General features: G+C 68.8%; 16 protein-coding genes. 5 read left to right on the plus strand and 11 right to left on the minus strand.

Translation table 11 applies throughout. The annotated features are described in order from the left end of the window. Positions 1 to 106 precede the first annotated feature (106 nt). Genes DIE04_RS09060 through DIE04_RS09070 form a run of 3 tightly spaced genes read right to left on the minus strand, consistent with a single transcriptional unit; the run spans position 107 to position 6123 of the window. On the minus strand, positions 107 to 1630 hold the full coding sequence (locus DIE04_RS09060) for an efflux transporter outer membrane subunit (RefSeq protein WP_044844485.1): 1524 nt from the start codon (positions 1628 to 1630) through the stop codon (positions 107 to 109). Next, positions 1630 to 4830: an efflux RND transporter permease BpeB gene (gene bpeB, locus DIE04_RS09065; protein ID WP_044844486.1), complete on the minus strand. Its 3201-nt coding sequence runs from the start codon at positions 4828 to 4830 to the stop codon at positions 1630 to 1632. Before bpeB ends, DIE04_RS09060 begins: the two co-directional genes overlap by 1 nt. A 15-nt stretch (positions 4831 to 4845) precedes the next feature. Beyond that, on the minus strand, positions 4846 to 6123 hold the full coding sequence (locus DIE04_RS09070) for an efflux RND transporter periplasmic adaptor subunit (RefSeq protein WP_124486935.1): 1278 nt from the start codon (positions 6121 to 6123) through the stop codon (positions 4846 to 4848). 398 nt (positions 6124 to 6521) lie between these two features. Here DIE04_RS09070 and DIE04_RS09075 point away from each other — a divergent pair, with 398 nt between their 5' ends. Further along, a complete protein-coding gene (locus DIE04_RS09075) occupies positions 6522 to 7163 on the plus strand; it encodes a TetR family transcriptional regulator (RefSeq protein ID WP_124486934.1) in 642 nt (213 codons plus the stop codon). 5 nt (positions 7164 to 7168) lie between these two features. Here the strand turns inward: DIE04_RS09075 and DIE04_RS09080 are convergent, their stop codons facing one another. Further along, positions 7169 to 7822, minus strand: a complete 654-nt coding sequence (locus tag DIE04_RS09080) for a cysteine hydrolase family protein (protein WP_124486933.1) — start codon at positions 7820 to 7822, stop codon at positions 7169 to 7171. Between the two features lie 152 nt (positions 7823 to 7974). Between DIE04_RS09080 and DIE04_RS09085 the strand changes: the two genes are divergently transcribed. Beyond that, on the plus strand, positions 7975 to 8976 hold the full coding sequence (locus DIE04_RS09085; RefSeq protein WP_124521101.1) for a helix-turn-helix domain-containing protein: 1002 nt from the start codon (positions 7975 to 7977) through the stop codon (positions 8974 to 8976). Positions 8977 to 9049: 73 nt separating this feature from the next. On the opposite strand, the gene DIE04_RS09090 is transcribed toward DIE04_RS09085, so the two are convergent. The 6 genes from DIE04_RS09090 to DIE04_RS09115 form a co-directional block, all read right to left on the minus strand. Beyond that, positions 9050 to 9760, minus strand: coding sequence for a CoxG family protein (locus tag DIE04_RS09090; RefSeq protein WP_124521099.1), 711 nt, complete (start codon positions 9758 to 9760; stop codon positions 9050 to 9052). A 28-nt stretch (positions 9761 to 9788) separates the two neighbouring features. Further along, positions 9789 to 10148 (minus strand): DUF427 domain-containing protein, encoded by a 360-nt coding sequence (locus DIE04_RS09095; RefSeq protein ID WP_044844491.1) that lies wholly within the window; start codon positions 10146 to 10148, stop codon positions 9789 to 9791. 138 nt (positions 10149 to 10286) lie between these two features. Continuing rightward, positions 10287 to 10724: a carboxypeptidase-like regulatory domain-containing protein gene (locus DIE04_RS09100; protein ID WP_124521097.1), complete on the minus strand. Its 438-nt coding sequence runs from the start codon at positions 10722 to 10724 to the stop codon at positions 10287 to 10289. Between the two features lie 93 nt (positions 10725 to 10817). Next, on the minus strand, positions 10818 to 12302 hold the full coding sequence (locus DIE04_RS09105; protein ID WP_044844493.1) for a DegQ family serine endoprotease: 1485 nt from the start codon (positions 12300 to 12302) through the stop codon (positions 10818 to 10820). 120 nt (positions 12303 to 12422) lie between these two features. After that, the gene (locus DIE04_RS09110; RefSeq protein ID WP_124486929.1) at positions 12423 to 13769 is read right to left on the minus strand and encodes an ATP-binding protein; all 1347 of its coding nucleotides are present in this window, start codon (positions 13767 to 13769) and stop codon (positions 12423 to 12425) included. Between the two features lie 3 nt (positions 13770 to 13772). Continuing rightward, entirely contained in the window at positions 13773 to 14435 is a 663-nt protein-coding gene (locus tag DIE04_RS09115) for a response regulator (protein WP_044844495.1), read from the minus strand. Positions 14436 to 14618: 183 nt separating this feature from the next. On the opposite strand from DIE04_RS09115, the gene dacB reads away from it, so the two are divergent. The 3 genes from dacB to DIE04_RS09130 all read left to right on the plus strand — a co-directional run bounded on the left by dacB (position 14619) and on the right by DIE04_RS09130 (position 18751). Beyond that, positions 14619 to 16154 carry a D-alanyl-D-alanine carboxypeptidase/D-alanyl-D-alanine-endopeptidase gene (dacB, locus tag DIE04_RS09120; RefSeq protein ID WP_124486928.1) on the plus strand — a complete coding sequence of 512 codons (1536 nt, stop codon included), beginning with the start codon at positions 14619 to 14621 and terminating at the stop codon, positions 16152 to 16154. A 441-nt stretch (positions 16155 to 16595) separates the two neighbouring features. Next, positions 16596 to 17510: a sterol desaturase family protein gene (locus tag DIE04_RS09125; protein ID WP_124521095.1), complete on the plus strand. Its 915-nt coding sequence runs from the start codon at positions 16596 to 16598 to the stop codon at positions 17508 to 17510. Positions 17511 to 17605: 95 nt separating this feature from the next. Continuing rightward, complete coding sequence (locus DIE04_RS09130; RefSeq protein WP_124486926.1) at positions 17606 to 18751, plus strand: SGNH/GDSL hydrolase family protein; 1146 nt, start codon at positions 17606 to 17608, stop codon at positions 18749 to 18751. A gap of 91 nt (positions 18752 to 18842) precedes the next feature. Here the strand turns inward: DIE04_RS09130 and DIE04_RS09135 are convergent, their stop codons facing one another. Continuing rightward, positions 18843 to 19871, minus strand: a complete 1029-nt coding sequence (locus DIE04_RS09135; RefSeq protein ID WP_044844499.1) for an L-threonylcarbamoyladenylate synthase — start codon at positions 19869 to 19871, stop codon at positions 18843 to 18845.

Raw genomic sequence — 19871 nt, forward strand, 5'->3', positions numbered from 1 at the left:
CCGCACAAAAAAAACGCCACGGACCTTCGTCCGTGGCGTTGTCGCATCCCGGGGACCGCGACTTCGGCGAACCGGCGCGGTCGCCCGCTCCTGCCCGCCGTCGCGCTTACCCGTTCGTCGCTGCCGCCGACGCAGCAGCCGGAGCAGCCGCCTTGTCGTAGTCGACCGTCTCGTCCGGTGCGCGCGGCGTCTCGCCCGCGTGCTGGATCCAGCCGCCGCCCAGTGCGCGGTACAGCGTGACGAGGTTCGTCCAGCGTGCCAGGCGCGCGCTGATCAGCGACTGCTGCGCCGAGTACAGGTCGGTCTGCGCGGTCAGCACCGACAGGTAGCTGTCGACACCGTTCTTGTAGCGCAGGTCCGACAGGTCGAAGCGACGCTGCTGCGCGTGCTCGTTGCGCTCGAGCGCGGCGATCTGCTGGTCGTACGTGCCGCGTGCGGCCAGCCCGTCCGACACTTCGCGGAACGCCGACTGGATCGCCTTCTCGTAGTTGGCGATCTCGATGCGCTTCTGCACGTTCGCGAGGTTCAGGTTCGCGATGTTCTGCCCGCCTTCGAAGATCGGCATCGTGATCTGCGGCGCGAACGACCACGCCGCGGTGCCGGCCTTGAACAGGCCGCCGAGCGTCGGGCTGCCGGTACCGAACGCGCCCGTCAGCGAGATGCGCGGGAAGAACGCCGCACGCGCCGCGCCGATGTTCGCGTTCGCGGCCAGCAGCGTCTGCTCGGCCTGCATCACGTCCGGACGACGCGTCAGCAGGTCGGACGGCAGACCGGCCGGCACGTCCGTCAGCAGGTTTTGCGCGTCGAGCGGCATGCCCGCCGGCAGATCGTCCGGCAGCGGCTCGCCGATCAGCAGCACCAGCGCGTTCAGCGCCTGCGCACGCGCGCGCGCCTGCGCCTGCTGGTTCGCGAGCGCCGTCTCGACGACCGTCTGCGCCTGACGCAGCTCGAGCTCGGAGCCCGTGCCGTTGTCGAACTGCAGCTTGGTCAGGTCGTAGGACGCCTGGGCCGACTTCAGCGTGTTTTCCGTGACCTGCAGCAGGTCGTCGGTCGACAGCAGCGTCAGGTACTGATCCGCCACCTGCGACACCAGCGAGATCTCGGCAGCCTGCCGTGCGTACGACGTCGACAGGTACTGCGCGAGCGCCTGGTCCTTCAGGCTCTGCACGCGACCGAACAGGTCGAGTTCCCACGACGCGGAAACGCCGACGTTGTAGGCCCGCGAGATATACGGCGCACCCGTCTGCGACAGGCCCTGCGGTACGCGCTGGATGCTGCCCGTGCCCGTGCCGTCGAGCGTCGGGAACAGGCCCGCGCGCGTGATCTGGTACTGCGCGCGCGCCGCCTCGATGTTCAGCACCGACACGCGCAGGTCGCGGTTGTTCTTCAGCGCGATCTCGATCAGCCGCTGCAGGCGCGGATCGACGAAGAATTCGCGCCAGCCGATGGCGGTCGCCGCCTGGCCGTTCGCGCTGCGCGCGCCGGCAGCGCCCGGCTGCGTCGCATAGACGCCGCCGGCCGGGTACGCCTGCGCGACGGGCGCGTCGGGCCGCGTGTAGTGCGGCGCCATCGTGCAGCCCGTGGCCAGCAGCGCGACCGCGATTGCAGTCAAAGCGTGTTTTTGCATCATCACTGTCCCTTGTTGCCTTCGTCGCCGTTGCCCGGCTTCTCTTCGTGGTGCGAGTGCTCCTGAGCCAGACGCAGCGCCTGGTCGACGTCTTCCTTCTCGCCGCTGAAGATCGCGCGGATCTTCACGAAGAACATCGGGATCATGAAGATCGCGAGGAACGTCGCCGTGATCATCCCGCCGATCACGCCGGTACCGATCGCGTGCTGGCTCGCCGAACCCGCGCCGTTGCTGATCGCGAGCGGCATCACGCCGAGAATGAACGCGAGCGACGTCATCAGGATCGGACGCAGCCGCAGGCGCGCGGCTTCCAGCGCGGCCTCGATCGGCCCCATCTTCTCGGTCATCTGCAGTTCGCGCGCGAATTCGACGATCAGGATCGCGTTCTTCGCGGACAAGCCCACCGTGGTCAGCAGGCCGACCTGGAAGAACACGTCGTTCTCGAGGCCGCGCATCGTCGCCGCGAGCAGTGCGCCGACCACGCCGAGCGGCACCACCATGATCACCGAGAACGGGATCGACCAGCTTTCATACAGTGCCGCGAGACACAGGAACACGACGAGGATCGAGATCGCGTACAGGATCGGCGCCTGCGAGCCGGACTGGATTTCCTGGAACGACAGGCCGGTCCACGAATAGCCGATACCGACCGGCAGCTTCTTCGCGAGCCCTTCCATCGCGGTCATCGCCTGACCGGTCGACTTGCCCGGTGCGGCCTGACCCTGGATTTCCATCGCCGACACGCCGTTGTAACGCTCGAGCTTCGGCGAACCGTACGTCCAGTGACCGGTCGCGAACGCGCTGAACGGCACCATCCCGCCCGACCCGTTGCGCACGTACCAGATGTTCATGTCCTCCGGCGTCATCCGGAACGGCGCATCCGACTGCACGTACACCTTCTTGATCCGGCCGTCGGTGTCGAGGAAGTTGTTCACGTACTTCGACGCCCACGCGATCGAGAACGTCTGGTCGATCGCATCCGCCGTCACGCCGAGCGCATTCGCCTTCTCGCGATCGATGTCGACCTTGTACTGCGGCGTATCGTTCAGCCCGTTCGGACGCACGCCCTGCAGCGTCGGATCCTTCGAGGCCATCCCGAGCAGCTGGTTACGTGCGGCCATCAGCGCGTCGTGGCCGAGACCGGCGTTGTCCGTCAGCTCGAAGTCGAAGCCGGCGGCGGTCCCGAGTTCCGGAATCGACGGCGGGTTGAACGGGATCACGATCGCGTCCTTGTAGCCCGAATAGCGCCCGAACATCCGGCCGATCAGCGCCTGGACCTTCTGGTTCGCGTGCTGGCGCTGCGAGTAGTCCTTCAGGCGCACGAACACGAGACCCGAGTTCTGGCCGCGGCCGGCGAAGCTGAAGCCGTTGACCGTGAACGCCGATTCGACGATTTCCTTCTCGTCCTTCAGCAGGTAGTCGGAAATGTTCGCGAGCGTCTTCGCGGTCGTTTCCTGCGTCGAGCCCGACGGCGTCTGCACGATCACGAACATCAGGCCCTGGTCTTCATCGGGCAGGAACGACTTCGGCAGGCGCACGAACAGCAGGCCGACCGCGACGATCACGACCAGGTAGATGATCAGCCAGCGGCCCGAGCGCTTGATCACGTGGTGCACGCCGACGTGGTACTTGTCGCGGCTGTTGTTGAACGTGCGGTTGAACCAGCCGAAGAAGCCCTTCTTCTCTTCGTGATGGCCCTGCGGGATCGGCTTGAGGATCGTCGCGCACAGGGCCGGCGTCAGAATCAACGCGACCAGCACCGACAGCACCATCGCCGACACGATCGTCAGCGAGAACTGACGATAGATCGCACCGACCGACCCGCCGGAGAACGCGACCGGCACGAACACCGCCGACAGCACGAGCGCGACGCCGACGAGTGCGCCGGTGATCTGGCCCATCGCCTTGCGGGTCGCCTCCTTCGGCGACAGCCCCTCTTCCGCCATCACGCGCTCGACGTTCTCCACCACCACGATCGCATCGTCCACCAGCAGGCCGATCGCGAGCACGAGGCCGAACATCGACAACGTGTTGATCGAGAAGCCCACCAGCGACATGATCGCGAACGTGCCGAGCAGCACGACCGGCACCGCGATCGTCGGGATGATCGTCGCCCGCAGGTTCTGCAGGAACAGATACATCACGAGGAACACGAGCACGATACCTTCGAGCAGCGTCTTGACCACTTCCTCGATCGACAGCTTCACGAACGGGGTCGTGTCGTACGGATACTTCACGACGAGGCCGTGCGGGAAGAACGGTGCGAGCTCGTCGATCTTCGCGCGCACGGCCTTCGCGGTCGCGAGCGCGTTCGCGTTGGTCGCGAGCTGGATACCGAGTGCCGCGGTCGGCTGACCGTTGTACTTCGTGTCGAAGTTGTAGTTTTCGCCGCCGAGGCCGATTTGCGCGACGTCCTTCAAGCGCACCTGCGAGCCGTCCTGGTTGACCTTCAGCAGGATGTTGCCGAACTGCTCGGGCGTCTGCAGCAGCGTCGATTCGGTGATCGTCGCCTGCAGCACGGTGCCCGGCTTGGCCGGCGTGCCGCCGATCTGGCCGCCCGCGATCTGCACGTTCTGCGCGGTGATCGCGCTCGTCACGTCGACCGGCGTGAGGCCGTAGTTCGTCAGGCGGGTCGGGTCGAGCCAGATCCGCATCGCGTACTGCGAGCCGAACAGCGTGACGGTACCGACGCCGTTCAACCGGCTGATCGGATCCTTCACGTGCGACGCCACGAAGTTCGCGAGGTCGTACTTGTTCATGCTGCCGTCTTCGGAGTTGAAGGCGAGCACCAGCAGGAAGCTGCTGCTCGACTTCGTCACCGACAGACCGAGCTGCTGCACGACCTGCGGCAGAACCGGCGTCGCGAGCGACAGCTTGTTCTGCACCTGGACCTGCGCGATGTCGGCGTTGGTGCCCGGCGCGAACGTCAGCGTGATCGTGGCGTTGCCCGAGTCGTCACTCGTCGACGACATGTACAGGAAGTTGTCGAGACCGCTCATCTGCTGCTCGATCACCTGCGTCACCGTGTCTTCCACCGTCTTCGCGGAAGCGCCCGGGTAGTTCGCGGTGATCTGGATCGATGGCGGCGCGATCGTCGGATACTGCGCGATCGGCAGCGTGAAGATCGCCGCAACCCCGGCCAGCATCAGGATGATGGCGATCACCCACGCGAAGATCGGGCGATCGATAAAAAACTTTGCCATGAAACAGGCTCCCTGTTATTGCGCGCTCGAAGCAGCGGCGGCGCTCGCCGGCGCTGCGCCCGATGCGGCGGCGCCGGACGCGGCGGCGGCGCCGGAACCGGCGGCAGCCGGCGCGGCGGTGGCAGCGGCGACACCCGATGCGGCACCGGCCGCCGGTGCGAGTTGTGCCTCCACCGACTTCACGGTCGCGCCCGGACGCACCTTCTCGCCCCCCTGCACGATCACGTGGTCGCCCGCCTGCAGACCGCCTTCGACGATCCAGTCCTGGCCGCGCATGCCCGCCGTCTTCAGCGGACGCGGCTCGACCTTGTTGCTCGCGTTCACCACCATCGCGATCGCCTGGCCCTTCTGGTCATGCGTGACGCCGATCTGCGGCACCAGGAACGCGTTCTCGTTCACGCCTTCCTCGATCCGTGCGCGCACGAACATCCCCGGCAGCAGCACGCGGCCCGGGTTCGGGAAGACCGCGCGGATCGTCACCGAGCCGGTGGCCTGGTCGACCGTCACGTCGGAGAACTGCAGCTTGCCGGCTTCGGAGTACGTCTTGCCGTCTTCCAGGATCAGCGACACCTTCGCCGCGCCCGGGCCGCTCGTCTTCAGGCGGCCGCTCTGCACGTCCTGGCGCAGCTTCAGCCCGTCGAGGCTCGACTGCGTCAGGTCGACATAGACCGGATCGAGCTGCTGCACCGTCGACATCAGCGTCGCCTGGCTCGCCTGCACGTACGCGCCCGGCGTCACCTGCGAAATGCCGACGCGGCCGGTGATCGGCGAGACCACATCCGTGTAGCCGAGATTGATCTGCGCGGTGTCGACCGCCGCCTTGCCGGCCGCGACGTCCGCCGCGGCCTGCCCTTGGGTGGCCACCGCGTTGTCGTAGTCCTGCTTGCTGACCGCGTTCGCGGCCACCAGCACCTTGTAGCGCGCGACCAGCGCGTTCTGCGTGACGAGGTTCGCCTGCGCCTTCGCGAGCGTCGCCTTCGCGCTGTTCAATGCAGCGAGGTACGGCGCCGGATCGATCTTGTACAGACGTTGGCCGGCCTTGACGTCGGTGCCTTCGGTGAATTCACGGCGCAGCACGATGCCGTCGACCCGCGCGCGGACCTGCGCAACGAGGAATGCGCTGGTACGGCCCGGCAGTTCGCTGTAGACCGGCACGGCTTGCGGCTGGACGGTGACGACGCCGACTTCCGGCGTTTGCGGCGGCGGTGCCGATTCTTTTTTTCCGCATGCAGCCAGGAAAACCGCGGCTGCCGCGACAGTGATCAAGCGGTATGGAACCCGTTCGACGCGCATGGAGCGACCTCTGTGTGTAACCAATGGAATGAGTGCGGCGCACGGACGGAGCGCCACACGGATGCGCCTCGCGGCGCAGATCGAACACCTGAATTACTGGACTACTGGATACAGCAAGTCGGCACGAGACCTCCATGCCGACGAGATGCCGCGAACTGCGGACTGGTACTTTGGCGGGAATCAGCAGAGTGGGATATTAACTGATTGCCACTTTGGTCATTCGATCGTAGGGTGGTATTGTATATACATTCACGAATGTATGTAAAAAGCCCGCTCGTCCGTCGCCAACCGCCAAGTCTTACGAATTATTACCAGTCGCAAGCATAGCCCGTCCGCACAGCCGCGACGAGGGTTACGGACCCTATATTCACCTACGATCGATCCATTCAGGCCTGCACATGGTCAGACGCACCAAGGAGGAGGCGCTCGAGACGCGCAACCGCATTCTCGACGCCGCCGAACACGTGTTCTTCGAGAAGGGCGTGTCGCACACGTCGCTCGCGGACATCGCCCATCACGCCGGCGTGACGCGCGGCGCGATCTACTGGCATTTCGCGAACAAGAGCGAGCTGTTCGACGCGATGTTCGACCGCGTGTTCCTGCCGATCGACGAACTCAAGCGGATGCCGCTCGATGCGCCCGGCGGCAATCCGCTGGAGAAGATCCGCAAGATCCTGATCTGGTGCCTGCTCGGCGTGCAGCGCGACTCGCAGTTGCGGCGCGTGTTCAGCATCCTGTTCATGAAGTGCGAGTACGTCGCGGACATGGAGCCGCTGCTGCAGCGCAACCGCGCGGGGATGAGCGAGGCGCTGCACGCGATCGATGCCGATCTCGCGGGCGCCGTGCGGCTCAAGCTGCTGCCCGAGCGGCTCGACACGTGGCGCGCGACGCTGATGCTGCACACGCTCGTCAGCGGTTTCGTGCGCGACATGCTGATGCTGCCCGACGAGATCGACGCCGAGCAGCATGCGGAACAGCTCGTCGACGGCTGCTTCGACATGATGCGTTACAGCCCGGCGATGCTGAAGACGGGCGACTGACCGGCTCAGGCCGCCTTCGCGCGTTGCGCGCGGGCCCGCCGGTTCGACGCGGCCACCGAATCGCGCGTCGGCATCGCCGCGCCGCCGAGTCCCGCGATCCATGCGTCGGTCGACATCACGGCCGCGAAATTCGACTGGAACACCACCGTGTACGCGCGGTGAATCTCTTCGGCGCTCGCCGCGCCCGCTTCGTTCGCGTACGGCAACGCGCCGGTCGCGTCCGCCAGGTATTCGACGGCGAGCCCCGCGTGGGCCGCGTGATAGACCGTCGACGCATTGCAGTTGTGCGTCATGTAGCCGGCGACCGCGAGCGTATCGATGCCGTGCGCGTCGAGCCACGCGGCGAGATCGGTGCCGGCGAACGAACTGGCCTGCGCCTTCACGACGAGGTGCGCATACGGCCGGTCGGCGACGACCGGATGCAGCGCGACACCGTCGGTGCCCGGTGCGAAGATCGGCGCGCCCGCCGGCGCGACGTGCTGGACGACGATCACCGGCACGCCGGCCGCGTGCGCGGCGTCGATCGCGCGGCCGATGTTCGCCAGCGACGCGTCGACGGGCGGATATTCGATCGGCAGGTTGCCGGTCACGTATTCGTTCTGGACATCGATCACGATCAGGGCACGGCGGGAAGCGGAAGACGATACGGCGTTCGACATGGCAGGCTCCGGGTTCGGCCGCGCCGCCCCGCTCCGGAACGGGGCGGACAGCAGCGCGATGCGATGCATTGTCGGATTGCATCGCGCCGGCGGACAGTGGCCCGATAGCCATTCTTCGATAGAATCGGGCCATCGCCACCCCGGAGCCCGTCATGCGCGCCGCTGCGTCGTCCGTTGCCCCCGCCTCGACCGTCGTCGCCGTGATCGCGTACGACGGCATCAGCCCGTTCCACCTGTCGGTGCCGTCCGTCGTGTTCGGCAAGGAGCGCGATGCGGCCGCGATGCCCGCGTTCGAGTGCCGCGTGTGCTCGGCCGAGCGCGGCCCGCTGTCGACGACGGGCGGCTTCACGATCACCGCGCCTTACGGGCTCGACGCGCTCGACGACGCGGACATCGTGATCGTGCCGGCATGGCGCGATCCCGACGAAGCGCCGCCGGACGTGCTGGTCGATGCGGTACGCGCGGCCGCCGCGCGCGGCGCGCAGGTGGTCGGCCTGTGCCTCGGCGCGTACGTGCTCGCCGCGGCCGGGCTGCTCGACGGGCGCCCGGCCACGACACACTGGGCGTGGGCCGACGACTTCGCGCAGCGCTTTCCGCGCGTGAAGCTCGACCCCGACGTGCTGTACGTCGACGACGGCAACCTGATGACGTCGGCCGGCACGGCCGCGGGGCTCGACTGCTGCCTGCACGTCGTGCGGCGGCGCTTCGGCTCGGACGCCGCGAACCGGATCGCGCGGCGTCTCGTGATCCCGCCGCACCGCCAGGGCGGCCAGGCGCAATACGTGCCGCAGCCGGTCGCCGCGCATCCGCGCGACGCGCGCCTCGCGGGCCTGCTCGACTGGGTGCGCGCGCATCTCGACGTCGCGCACAGTGTGGATTCGCTCGCAGAACGCGTGCTGATGAGCCGGCGCACCTTCACGCGCCACTTCCGCCAGGCGACGGGCACGACCGTCACCGCGTGGCTGCAGGCCGAGCGGCTCACGCGCGCGCAGCATCTGCTGGAAACCACCGGACAATCGATCGACGCGATCGCGCAAGCGGCCGGCTACGGCTCGAGCGTGTCGCTGCGCCAGCATTTCGCGGGCGCGCTCGGCACGTCGCCGTCGGCATATCGGCGGGAATTTCGCGGCGCCGGGCCCGACGCCCGACGCTAGCGGCGGCCGCACCGCCGACGAACGGCCGGCGACCGGCCGGACAATGAGACAGCGCGGCGGCGCGCGCAGGCGCTCAGGTGCCGTTGATCCAGCGCGCCGCGTACAGCAGCAGCGCCACGAACACGACGATCGCGGCCCACGCCCAGACGGGCAGCGGACCCGATTCGCGATGATGCACGGCGCTCGCGGCGCGGCCGCCGAGCGCCCCGCCGAGGTGCGGCGGCAGCGGACGCTTCGCCGCGGCCATCAGCGACGCCGGCCGCAGGAACACATGCTGGCGACGCTGCGGGCTCGAGCGCGCGCGGTTCGGCACGAGACCGTGCTTCGCCTGCACGACCGCGCAGAATTCGCGGAAGAAATCGTCCGTCCACTCGTGCAGCGCGTTCTCGATCTGCCGCGCCGGCAGCTCGGCGAGCGGCCCGCTCGCCGTCGCCCACACCACGTATTCGATGCACGTCTCGGCCGTGTCGTCATCGTCCGGCCGCAGCACGAGCTCGACCTGCCCGCGCAGCGCGCCGAGGCCGTCGGCCCGCGCCTTGAAGTTGAGCACGCGGCGCGGCTGCCCTTCCGCGTCGCCCTGCTCGCTCGCCGAATGCGCACGCACGTCGTAGCGCGCGCGCAGCGGGCCGAGCGGCACCGTGATGGTCAGCGCGAACTCGCCGCGCGCGAGCTTCACGAACGATTCGCAATGATCGAAGCTCGCCCGCAGCAGCGCGAGATCCTCGAGCGCCGCCCGCACGACGGCCGGCGCGAGCGGTACGCGTAACGTGTCGTTCAGTTCCATGATGCCTCCCCGATGAACACGCGCCGCATCAGGACGTCTCGACGAGACTGTCGACCCGTGCGACGTCGAAGGCGACGTAGTGCGCAAGCGCGGACGCGGTCGCCCCCGGTTCCTCGTAACTCCATGCGGCGTTCTCGATCACGCCGTCTTCGGTCTGCAGGTCGAAATACACGGCCCGGCCCCTCAGCGGACAGTCCGTCGTGACGCTCGACTTCACGAGCCGGTGCATGTTCACGTCGCCGCGCGGCAGGTAATGGATATCCGGCAGGCCCGTTTCGCGCACGGTCAGCGCGCCGTGCGAATCGGCATACGTGATGCCGCGATGGATCACGCGCACGCGATGGCGGTTCGGCACGATTTCGAGGCGAGGGTCGGCGGCATCGGACATCGTTTCTCCTCCGGGCGGCGGTCCCGGCGCGCAAGCCGCGGGCCGGAAACGAAAAAGCCACGGCACAAGTGCCGTGGCCTTCATTATGGGCGAAACTGGGCCCGATTGCGCGGCCCGGCCGGGCCTGCGCGCGACGCGCTACTGCGCACTCCACTGAAACGCGACCTTCGCGCCGCCCTTCGCGCCGACCGTGACCGCGCGCGATTCGTCGCTGCCCTGGTACGACGCGTGCACGGTGTAGCGCCCCGGCGGCAGCTTCACGAGCATGTACGGCCCGCGCGCGTCCGTCGCCAGCAGCTCGGTGCCCTTGCCGTCGACGATCCGCACATGGACGTCGGCCAGGTATTCGCCGCCCTTGCCGGTGAACCGCAGCGCCAGCGGCCACGCCGCCTCGTTGCTCTCGAATGCCGTCGATTGATCCTTGCCGATGCCGCCCGACACGTAGCTGACATCGCCCTGCTGGCTCGCCGCGGGCAAGCCGTCCGATTGCGCGTACGCGCCGGGCACGGCGGCGGCGAAGCCGGCGGCCAGCGCCGCCGCGACGGCAAATCGGGACACGTTGCGTAGATATTGCATGGCTCCCTCCTTTCGGGTCGGAACACAGCACCACGGGCCGAACGCCGGCGACGCCCGTCGGGGCCGGCCAGGCCGGCCCGCAACGGCCGCCGGTCAGCTCAGGTCGACCGGCACGAAGATCTGTGCATTATCCCGCTGGATCAGGAGAGCAAGACTGTTGCCTGCTCCCTTGACCGCGTCGCGCAACTGCTCGGGGCTCGTGACCGGGCGGCCGTTGACCGCGAGGATCACGTCGCCGGGCTGGATGCCCGCGCTGGCTGCCGGCCCACCGGCCTGCTGCACGATCAGCCCGTGCGACAGGTTGGCGGCACTGCGCTCCTGCGGCGTGAGCGGACGCACCGCGACGCCGAGGCGCCCCTGCTCGACGGGGCCGCCGTCGTTCGATGCCAGCTTCGCGTCGGTCATCGCGCCGAGCGTCACGCTGATCGACTTCGTCGACTTGTCGCGCCACACCTGCAGGTCGGCCTTCGAGCCCGGCTTCAGGTTCGCGATCTGCGCGGGCAGCGACGTGGAGTCGGCCACCGGCGAGCCGTTGACCGCGAGGATCACGTCGCCCGGCTGCAGGCCGGCCTTCGCGGCCGGGCCATTCGGGTCGACCGAGCTGACGAGCGCGCCGTCCGGCTTCTGCAGTCCGAACGAGCTCGCGAGCGTCTGGTTCAGCCCCTGCACGGCGACGCCGAGGCGACCGCGGCTCACGTGGCCGGTCTTCACGAGCTCGTCCTTGACCTTGATCGCCTCGTTGATCGGGATCGCGAACGACAGGCCCTGGAAGCCGCCCGTCTGCGAGTAGATCATCGAGTTGATGCCGATCACCTCGCCCTGCAGGTTGAACAGCGGGCCGCCCGAGTTGCCGGGGTTCACCGGCACGTCGGTCTGGATGAACGGCGTGTAGTTCTCGTCGGGCAGCGCGCGCGATTTCGCGCTGATGATGCCGGACGTGACCGTGTTGTCGAAGCCGTACGGCGAACCGATCGCGACGACCCACTGGCCGACCTTGCTCTGTGCCGGGTCACCGATCTTCACGGTCGGCAGGCCGCTCGCGTCGATCTTCAGCACCGCCACGTCGGACTGCTTGTCGGCGCCGACGACCTTCGCCTTGTACTCGCGCTTGTCGGTCAGCTTGACCGTAACGACGTTCGCGCCGTCGATCACGTGCGCATTGGTGAGGATGTACCCGTCCGAGCTGACGATGAATCCCGACCCGAGGCTCGCGCTCGGCTGGTCGTCCGGCTGCGTGTCGCCGCCCATGCCCGGCACCTGGCCGTAGAAGTGCTTGAAGAACTGGTAGAACGGATCGCTCGGATCCATCGGCAGCTGCGGCTGCGGCACGCGCCGCGACACCTGCTTCACGACGTGCTTTGCGCTGATGTTCACGACCGCCGGGCCGTAGGTTTCGACCAGCCCGGAGAAATCGGGAATGCCGGTCTTCGCCGCGGCCTCGGCCGGCATCAGCGCGGCGGCCTGCGCGGGCGTGATGATCTGCGGATCGGCGCGGCGGGTGCCCGCGACATAACCGGCGGACAGGGCGGCCGCCACGGCGACCGCGACGGCGCCGCGCGCAAGGAATCGGGTGTTCATCGTAGGACCTCCTCGTTGTTAGGACGCAGCGTAACGACGCTGACTTAAAGGAGGCTTAATCGACCTTAAGCGGGGCTTAGGCCGCCGCTACCGCGCGGCGCCCGCGCGGTGTGCCGTTCGTCATACGGATTCGGACGCCTGCGGCGCCGGCTGCGGCAGCTCGGCATCGCGGAACACGACGCTCACGAGCAGGCCGCCCGCGGCCGCGTCGCCGAGCGTCACGGTCGCGCCCTGCTGAGCCGCCACGCGCTTGACGATCGCGAGCCCCAGCCCGCTGCCCGACACGTCGGCCCGCGCCCGCGCGGAGCTGTCGCGGTAGAAGCGGTCGAACACGCGCTCGCGCTCTTCGGCCGGGATGCCGGGGCCGCTGTCGCCGATCTGCACGCACGCGCGGCCGGCCGCGTCGCGCGTCAGCGACACGTCGATGCGGCCGCCGTCCGGCGTGTACTTCACCGCGTTGTCGAGCAGGTTGCCGAACATCACGCGCAGCGCGCCGACGTCCGCGACGACGGTCGCCGCGCGCGTCTCCTCGAAGCCGAGATCGATGCTGTGCCGTTGCGCGAGTGGTGCATGCGCGGCCACGCATTCGACCAGCAGCGCCTGCAGGTCGACCGGCTCGCGCATCGTCGCGCCGTCCGGTTCGGCGCGCGCCAGCGCGAGCAGTTGCTCGGCGAGGCGCGTCGCGCGCGTGACGCCGTCCTGCAGATCGGCGAGCGCCTCGCGGCGCGAAGCGTCGTCCTTCGCGCGCGCGACGAGCTGCGCCTGGATCTGCACGGCCGCGAGCGGCGTGCGCAGCTCGTGCGCGGCATCGGCGACGAAGGCCTTCTGCGTGTCGAGCGCGGCCGCGAGCCGCGCGAGCAGCCCGTTCAGCGCGCGCACAAGCGGCTGCACCTCGAGCGGCAGGCGCGCATCGGGCAACGGATCGAGCGCTTCCGGCCGGCGCGCCTCGACCGCGCGCGTGAGGCGCTCGAGCGGCGCGAGCCCTTGCCCGACGATCATCCAGACCGCCGCGCCGAGAAACGGCAGCAGCACGATCAGCGGCCACAGCGTGCGCAGCGCGACGTTCGCCGCGAGCCGGTTGCGCACCGACAGCGGCTGCGCGAGCTGCACGACGTTGTCGCCGACGATCGCGCCGTACACGCGCCATTCGCCGCGATCGGTGCGCTCGGTCGAGAAGCCGAGTTCCGCGCGCGGCGCGATCGGCGCGCGCGGATGCGAGAAGTACATCAGCACGCCGTTGCGGTTCCAGATCTGGATCACGATGCCTTCGTCGCCGTTGGTGCGCGAACCGAACACCTGCGAAAACGGCTCGGACGGCAGCGCCGCGGCGATTTCCTGCAGCTGGTAGTCGAACAGCTCGTTCGCTTCGGCGAGCGCCTGCCGGTAGATCAGCCAGCCCGCGGCGCCCACGCCCGCGACGACGATCGCGAGCAGCCAGATCAGTAGTTGATGACGAATCGACCGCACGCGTCAGCTTTCCTTGACGACCATGTAGCCGAGCCCGCGCACGTTGCGGATCAGGTCCGAGCCGAGCTTCTTGCGCAGCGCGTGGATGTAGACCTCGACCGTGTTGCTGCCGATCTCCTCGCCCCAGCCGTACATCTTTTCCTCGAGCTGGCTTTTCGACAGCACCGCGCCGGGCCGCGCGAGCAGCGCCTCGAGCAGCGCGAACTCGCGCGCGGACAGCGCGACGGGCGCGCCGTCGAGCGTCACCTGGTGCGACGCGGGGTCGAGCGTCAGCGCGCCGTGGCGGATCAGCGACTCGCTGCGCCCCGCCTGGCGGCGGATCAGCGCGCGCATCCGCGCGCCCAGTTCGTCGAGGTCGAACGGCTTGACGAGGTAGTCGTCGGCGCCCGCGTCGAGCCCCTTCACGCGATCGGCCACCGCATCGCGCGCGGTGACGATCAGCACCGGCAGCGACTGCCCGCGCGCGCGCAGCGTGCGCAGCACGTCGATGCCGTCGCGCTTCGGCAGGCCGAGGTCGAGCAGCAGCAGGTCGTACGTCTCGCCGCCGAGCGCCGTGAGCGCGGCGTCGCCGTCCTGCACCCAGTCGACCGCGAAGCCGTCGGCGCGCAACGCCTTGCGTACGCCCTCGGCGATCATTCGATCGTCTTCAACAAGCAGAATCCGCATCGGAACCGGAACCCATCTGACGAGTAAGACATGGCGACCATTGTAGCGCCGCGAATCGGGTGCGCCGCCTGCAATGCAACAGAAAGGCGGATTGCAAGGGGCGTGTGCGCACTTGTCTCTACAATGTGCGCTCCGGCGCCGCGCGCGCCCTGCCCGAGCCCGATGCTTTTCCCGTATTCGCCCATGCCGATTTCCGATTTTTCCGCCCGGTTCGCCCCCCGCGCCCGCCCCTTCCTGCGGGCGGCCGCCGTCGTCGCCACCTGCACGGCCCTTGCGTTCGCACCGTCCGCGCAGGCCCGCAAGAAGTCCCACAAGGAAGCGCGCAAGACCGCCGTGGTGTCGCCCGCCGCGCGGGCGGCCGGCCTGCCGGCGTCCGTGCTCGTCGCACTGCAGCGGGCGAAGGTGCCGGCCTCGGCGATGAGCGTCGTCGTCGAGCGCGTCGGCGATCCCGAGCCGCTGATCGCGTGGAACGCGAGCCGGCCGATGATGCCGGCGTCGACGATGAAGCTCGTCACGACCTTCTCGGGGCTGTCGATCCTCGGCCCCGACTTCCGCTGGCGCACCACCGCGTACGCGGACGGCCCGGTCGATCCGGACGGCACGCTGCAGGGCAACCTCTACATCAAGGGCACCGGCGATCCGAAGCTCGTACCGGAGGAACTGATCGACCTCGTCGACAAGATCCGCAAGGCGGGCATCAAGCGCGTGGCCGGCGGCCTCGTGCTCGACAAGAGCTATTTCGCCGCGTCGACACGCGACCTGCCGTCGTTCGACGACGACGTGAGCGCGCCGTACAACGTCGGCCCCGATCCGCTGTTGTATGCGTTCAAGGCCGTGTCGTTCACGGTGACGCCGGGCGACGACGGCAAGATCGCCGTCGACGTGCTGCCGCCGCTCGCGAACCTGTCGATCGACAACCAGCTGGTCGAAGGCACCGGGTCGTGCGGCGCGGCGGCCGCGGCCGCGCGTCCGACGTTGTCGGCGGGCGGCGGCGGCATAATGACCGCCTCGTTCGCCGGCGACTATCCGCTGCGCTGCGGCGCGCACACCACGAACCTCGCGATCCTCGATCACACGACGTTCTTCGCACGCGGCTTCCTCGCGCTGTGGCAGCAGGACGGCGGCACGATCGCGGGCCCCGTCAGCGAAGGCAAGGTGCCAACCACCGCACGGCCGCTCGCGGTCCATCACAGCCCCGTGCTCGGCAGCATCGTCTACGACATCAACAAGTTCAGCAACAACGTGATGGCGCGCAACCTGTTCCTGACGATCGGCGCGGTCGCCGGCAAGCCGCCCGCGACGCCCGAGCAGTCGAGTCGCGCGATTCGCGCGTTCCTGCAGAAGAGCGGGATCGCGATGCCCGACCTCGACCTCGAGAACGGCTCGGGCCTGTCGCGCGAAGAACACGTGAGCGCGCAGTCGCTCGCCGCGCTGCTGCAGGCGGCGAACGCGAGCCCCGTCGCGCAGGCGTTCATCGATTCGCTGCCGATCGCCGGCATCGACGGCACGATGAAGAACCGTCTCACCAACGCCGGCGTGCTCGGCAACGCGCACATCAAGACCGGCACGCTGCGCGACGTGCGCGCGATCGCGGGCTACGTCGCGGGCGCCGACGGGCAGAGCTACATCGTCGTCAGCTTCATCAACGACGATCGCGCCGAAGGCGCGCGTGCCGCGCACGACACGCTGCTCGAATGGATCTACGCGGGCGCGCACTGACGACGCACGCGCCGCGAAGCGGCGCACGCATGCCGCGCTGCCGGCTTGCGTCGATCGCGGGCGGCGCCACATGTCGGGGCGCCCCGCACCCCGGGCGTTCTCGCCGCGCGGTTTGAAACGGTCCCGGCCGCCGGCGCGCCGCGCAGCGCCCGCCAGCCGTGCCCATGAAACGGGGCCGCACCGCGCGGCCCCGTTCCGCATGGCTTCCGTAGAAACCCTGTCCTCAAGAAAACGCCGGGCCGCCCCCAGGTTTTCCGCCCCGCACGACGCCCCCTCGGCGGCCTGGCGCGAAGCGACCGGTTTGGGCCGCTCAGAGGGAACCCTCTACGCTGCCCCCTCGCCTAGCGCGTGCCGATTGCGTAGGCTGTTGGCCTGACCGATATCTACAACGGGCCATACGCCCGGCCTCACGGCTTGCAGGGGAAAGGAGGAGACACGTCCATGCGATTCGACGTCGAATTGCTTCTGCTCGCGCTGGCGCCCGTCTTCCTGCTCTGCATCGCGTGGGAGGCCTGGCACCTCGCCCGCACGCGCGCGCAGGATCATCTCTATGCGTGGGGCGACACGCTGTGCAATGCGGCGCTCGCGCTGATGCACCAGGCCGCCGACAAGCTCGCGTGGCTGTTCGTGATCCCCGTTTATGCGTACTGCTACGCACATTTCCGGCTGTTCACGTGGCACGACGGCTGGCTGTCGTTCGCCGTGCTGTTCGTCGGCCAGGATCTCCTCTACTACGGGTTCCATCGCGCGAGCCATCGCGTGCGCTGGCTGTGGGCCGCGCACGTCGTGCACCACTCGTCCGAGCGGATGAATTTCTCGACCGCGTTCCGGCAGAGCCTGATGTATCCCGTCGCGGGCATGTGGGCGTTCTGGCTGCCGCTCGCGTTCCTCGGCTTTCCGCCGCAGCAGATCGTCGGCGTCGTGCTGATCAACCTCGCGTTCCAGTTCTTCGTGCATACGCAGGCGATCGGCAAGCTCGGCTGGCTCGAATACGTGCTCAACACGCCGTCGATCCATCGCGCGCACCATGCACGCAACCCGCGCTACATCGACCGCAATTACGCAGGTGTGCTCGTGATCTGGGATCGCCTGTTCGGCAGCTACGTCGAGGAGTCGCCCGACGATCCGCCGCAATTCGGAATCGTCGAGCCGCTCGGCTCGAACAACCCGCTCGTCGCGACGTTTCACGAGTGGGTGTCGATGGCGGCCGACGCGTTGCGCGTCCATGGATGGCGCAACAAGCTGCGCGCGATTTTCGGCCCGCCCGAATGGGCGAGCGCTTATCATGCGCAGATCGCCGAGGCCGCAAACCACGATCCGCGCACCACGCCGCTCGCGGCCGTGCGCGACCAATAATCCGCTTCAGCCAACGGCCGCCGCGCAGCCAGTACCGGAGGAGACGCGCGGCAGATGCACAATACATCAGGCCATATCTACGAGGAGATCCATCGATGCAGTCACGACAACACACTCCGTCGCGCAACCGCCAACGCCTGCTGCGCACCGCGCAAGTCGCGATCGCGGGCGCCGCGCTCGCCTTGCTCGCCGCATGCGGCGGCGGTGACGACAACAACAGCAGCAGCGCGTCGAACACGCCGCCGTCCGGCGTGAAGATGCAGATCGTATCGTTCGGCGACAGCCTGTCGGACGCCGGCACCTACTCGCAGATCAAGCTCGGCTTCGGCGGCGGCCGCTTCACGACCAACCCCGGCCAGGTGTGGACCCAGGATGTCGCGCAGTACTACGGCGACACGCTGCAGCCCGCGAACCAGGGCGGCTTCGGCATTCCGCTGCAGGCGACGGGCGGCCTCGGCTATGCACAGGGCGGCTCGCGCGTGACGCTGCAGCCGGGCATCGGCCACGCGGACGCGAGCGTGCCGAACGCCGACTACGCGCAGGCGACCACGACGCCGATCGCCGATCAGGTCAAGCAGTACCTGACGCAGCACGGCAGCTTCAACGCCGGCCAGATCGTGCTGGTCAACGGCGGCGCGAACGACATCTTCTACCAGGCGCAGGTCGCGCAGGCGCAAGGCAACACGCCGGCCGCGCAACTCGCGGCGGCGCAGGCGATCGGCCTGGCCGCGCAGCAGCTCGGCGGGATCGTCCAGCAGATCGTCGCGGCGGGCGCGGCGCACGTGTACGTGTCGAACGTGCCGGACATCGGCGGCACGCCGCTCGCGCTGCAGGGCGGCGCGCAGACGCAGGCCGCGTTCACGCAACTGTCGGGGCTGTTCAACCAGACGCTCGCCGGCACGCTGGCTGCGCTGAAGGTCGACACGACGAAGGTCGCGTTGCTCGACACGTTCACGTGGCAGGACGGCATCGCGGCCAACTACCAGGCGAACGGCTTCAGCGTGTCGAACACCGACACCGCGTGCAACCTGAAGGCGATGGTCGCGGCCGCGACGCAGTACGGCGTCGCGAACGCGACCGCATTCGGCTCGTCGCTGTTCTGCTCGCCGCAGACCTACACGGTCCCGAACGCGGACCAGACCTACATGTTCGCCGACACGGTCCACCCGACGACGCGCCTGCACGCGCTGTTCGCACAGTTCGTGGAGAAGCAGATCGCGGCTTCGGGCGTCGGCAAATAAGCCGCCCGCCACGCGCGCAAACAATAACGCCCGACCGGTTCGCCGGTCGGGCGTTGTTTCATTCCGGAGCGGACGGCGTCGGAAAGCCGCGTCAGTCGCGCGCTTCGAACGCCGCGGCCGCACGACCGAGACGATCGTTGACCGCGATCCACTCGACGGTCTCGGGCAGCTTCTCGACGAGAATGCGGGCGACCTGCGCACGATCGAGCGCGCGCAGCATCCCGTACAGATCGCGCGCATATGCCTGCGGATCTTCCGGCGCCGCGACGAAATGCACGCCGTCGGCCTGCGCCCAGCGTCCCGCGCGCGACGCGCGCGCGACGAGCGCGACGCGTTCGCCGTCGGTCTGCGCGGCCGCGAGCAGCGGCTCGAGCGCGTCGAACGGCAGCAGCGCGAGCGGCGTGCGCGGCGCGTAATGCGCCTTCAGCGTGCCGGACGCGCGCGGCGCGGTCGCATCGCTGCCGTCGGGCAGGCGCGGCGCGCGGCCGAGCACGTCGGCGATCTGCTGCGGCGTCACGTGGCCCGGGCGCAGCAGCGCCGGAAAACCGCGCGACAGGTCGAGGATCGTCGATTCGATGCCGACTTCCGACGGACCGCCGTCGAGCACGTGCACGGTGTCGCCGAATTCTTCGCGCACATGTTGAGCGGTGGTCGGGCTCACGTGGCCGAAGCGGTTCGCGGACGGCGCGGCGACGCCGCCGTGGCCGCCGCGCCGCGCGCTGAATGCGGCCAGCAGCGCCTGCGCGACCGGATGCGACGGACAGCGCAGGCCGACCGAATCCTGGCCGCCGCTCACGGCATCCGGAATGCGCGCATGACGCTTCAGGATCAGCGTCAGCGGGCCCGGCCAGAATGCATCGATCAGCGCCTGCGCATCGGCCGGCAGGTCGTCGGCCCAGTAGCCCGGGTCGCCGCCGGGCGGCAGATGCACGATCACCGGATGGTTCGCCGGCCGCCCTTTCGCCGCATAGATGCGCGCGACGGCCTCGGGATTCGCCGCGTCGCCGCCGAGCCCGTACACGGTTTCGGTCGGGAATGCGACGAGTTGCCCCGCGTCGAGCAGCGCGGCAGCCGCGTCGATCTGCGCGGGCGTCACGGTGTTCGGGAGATCGATGGACAT

The organism is Burkholderia sp. Bp8994, from assembly GCF_003853805.1.
Classification (GTDB): domain Bacteria; phylum Pseudomonadota; class Gammaproteobacteria; order Burkholderiales; family Burkholderiaceae; genus Burkholderia.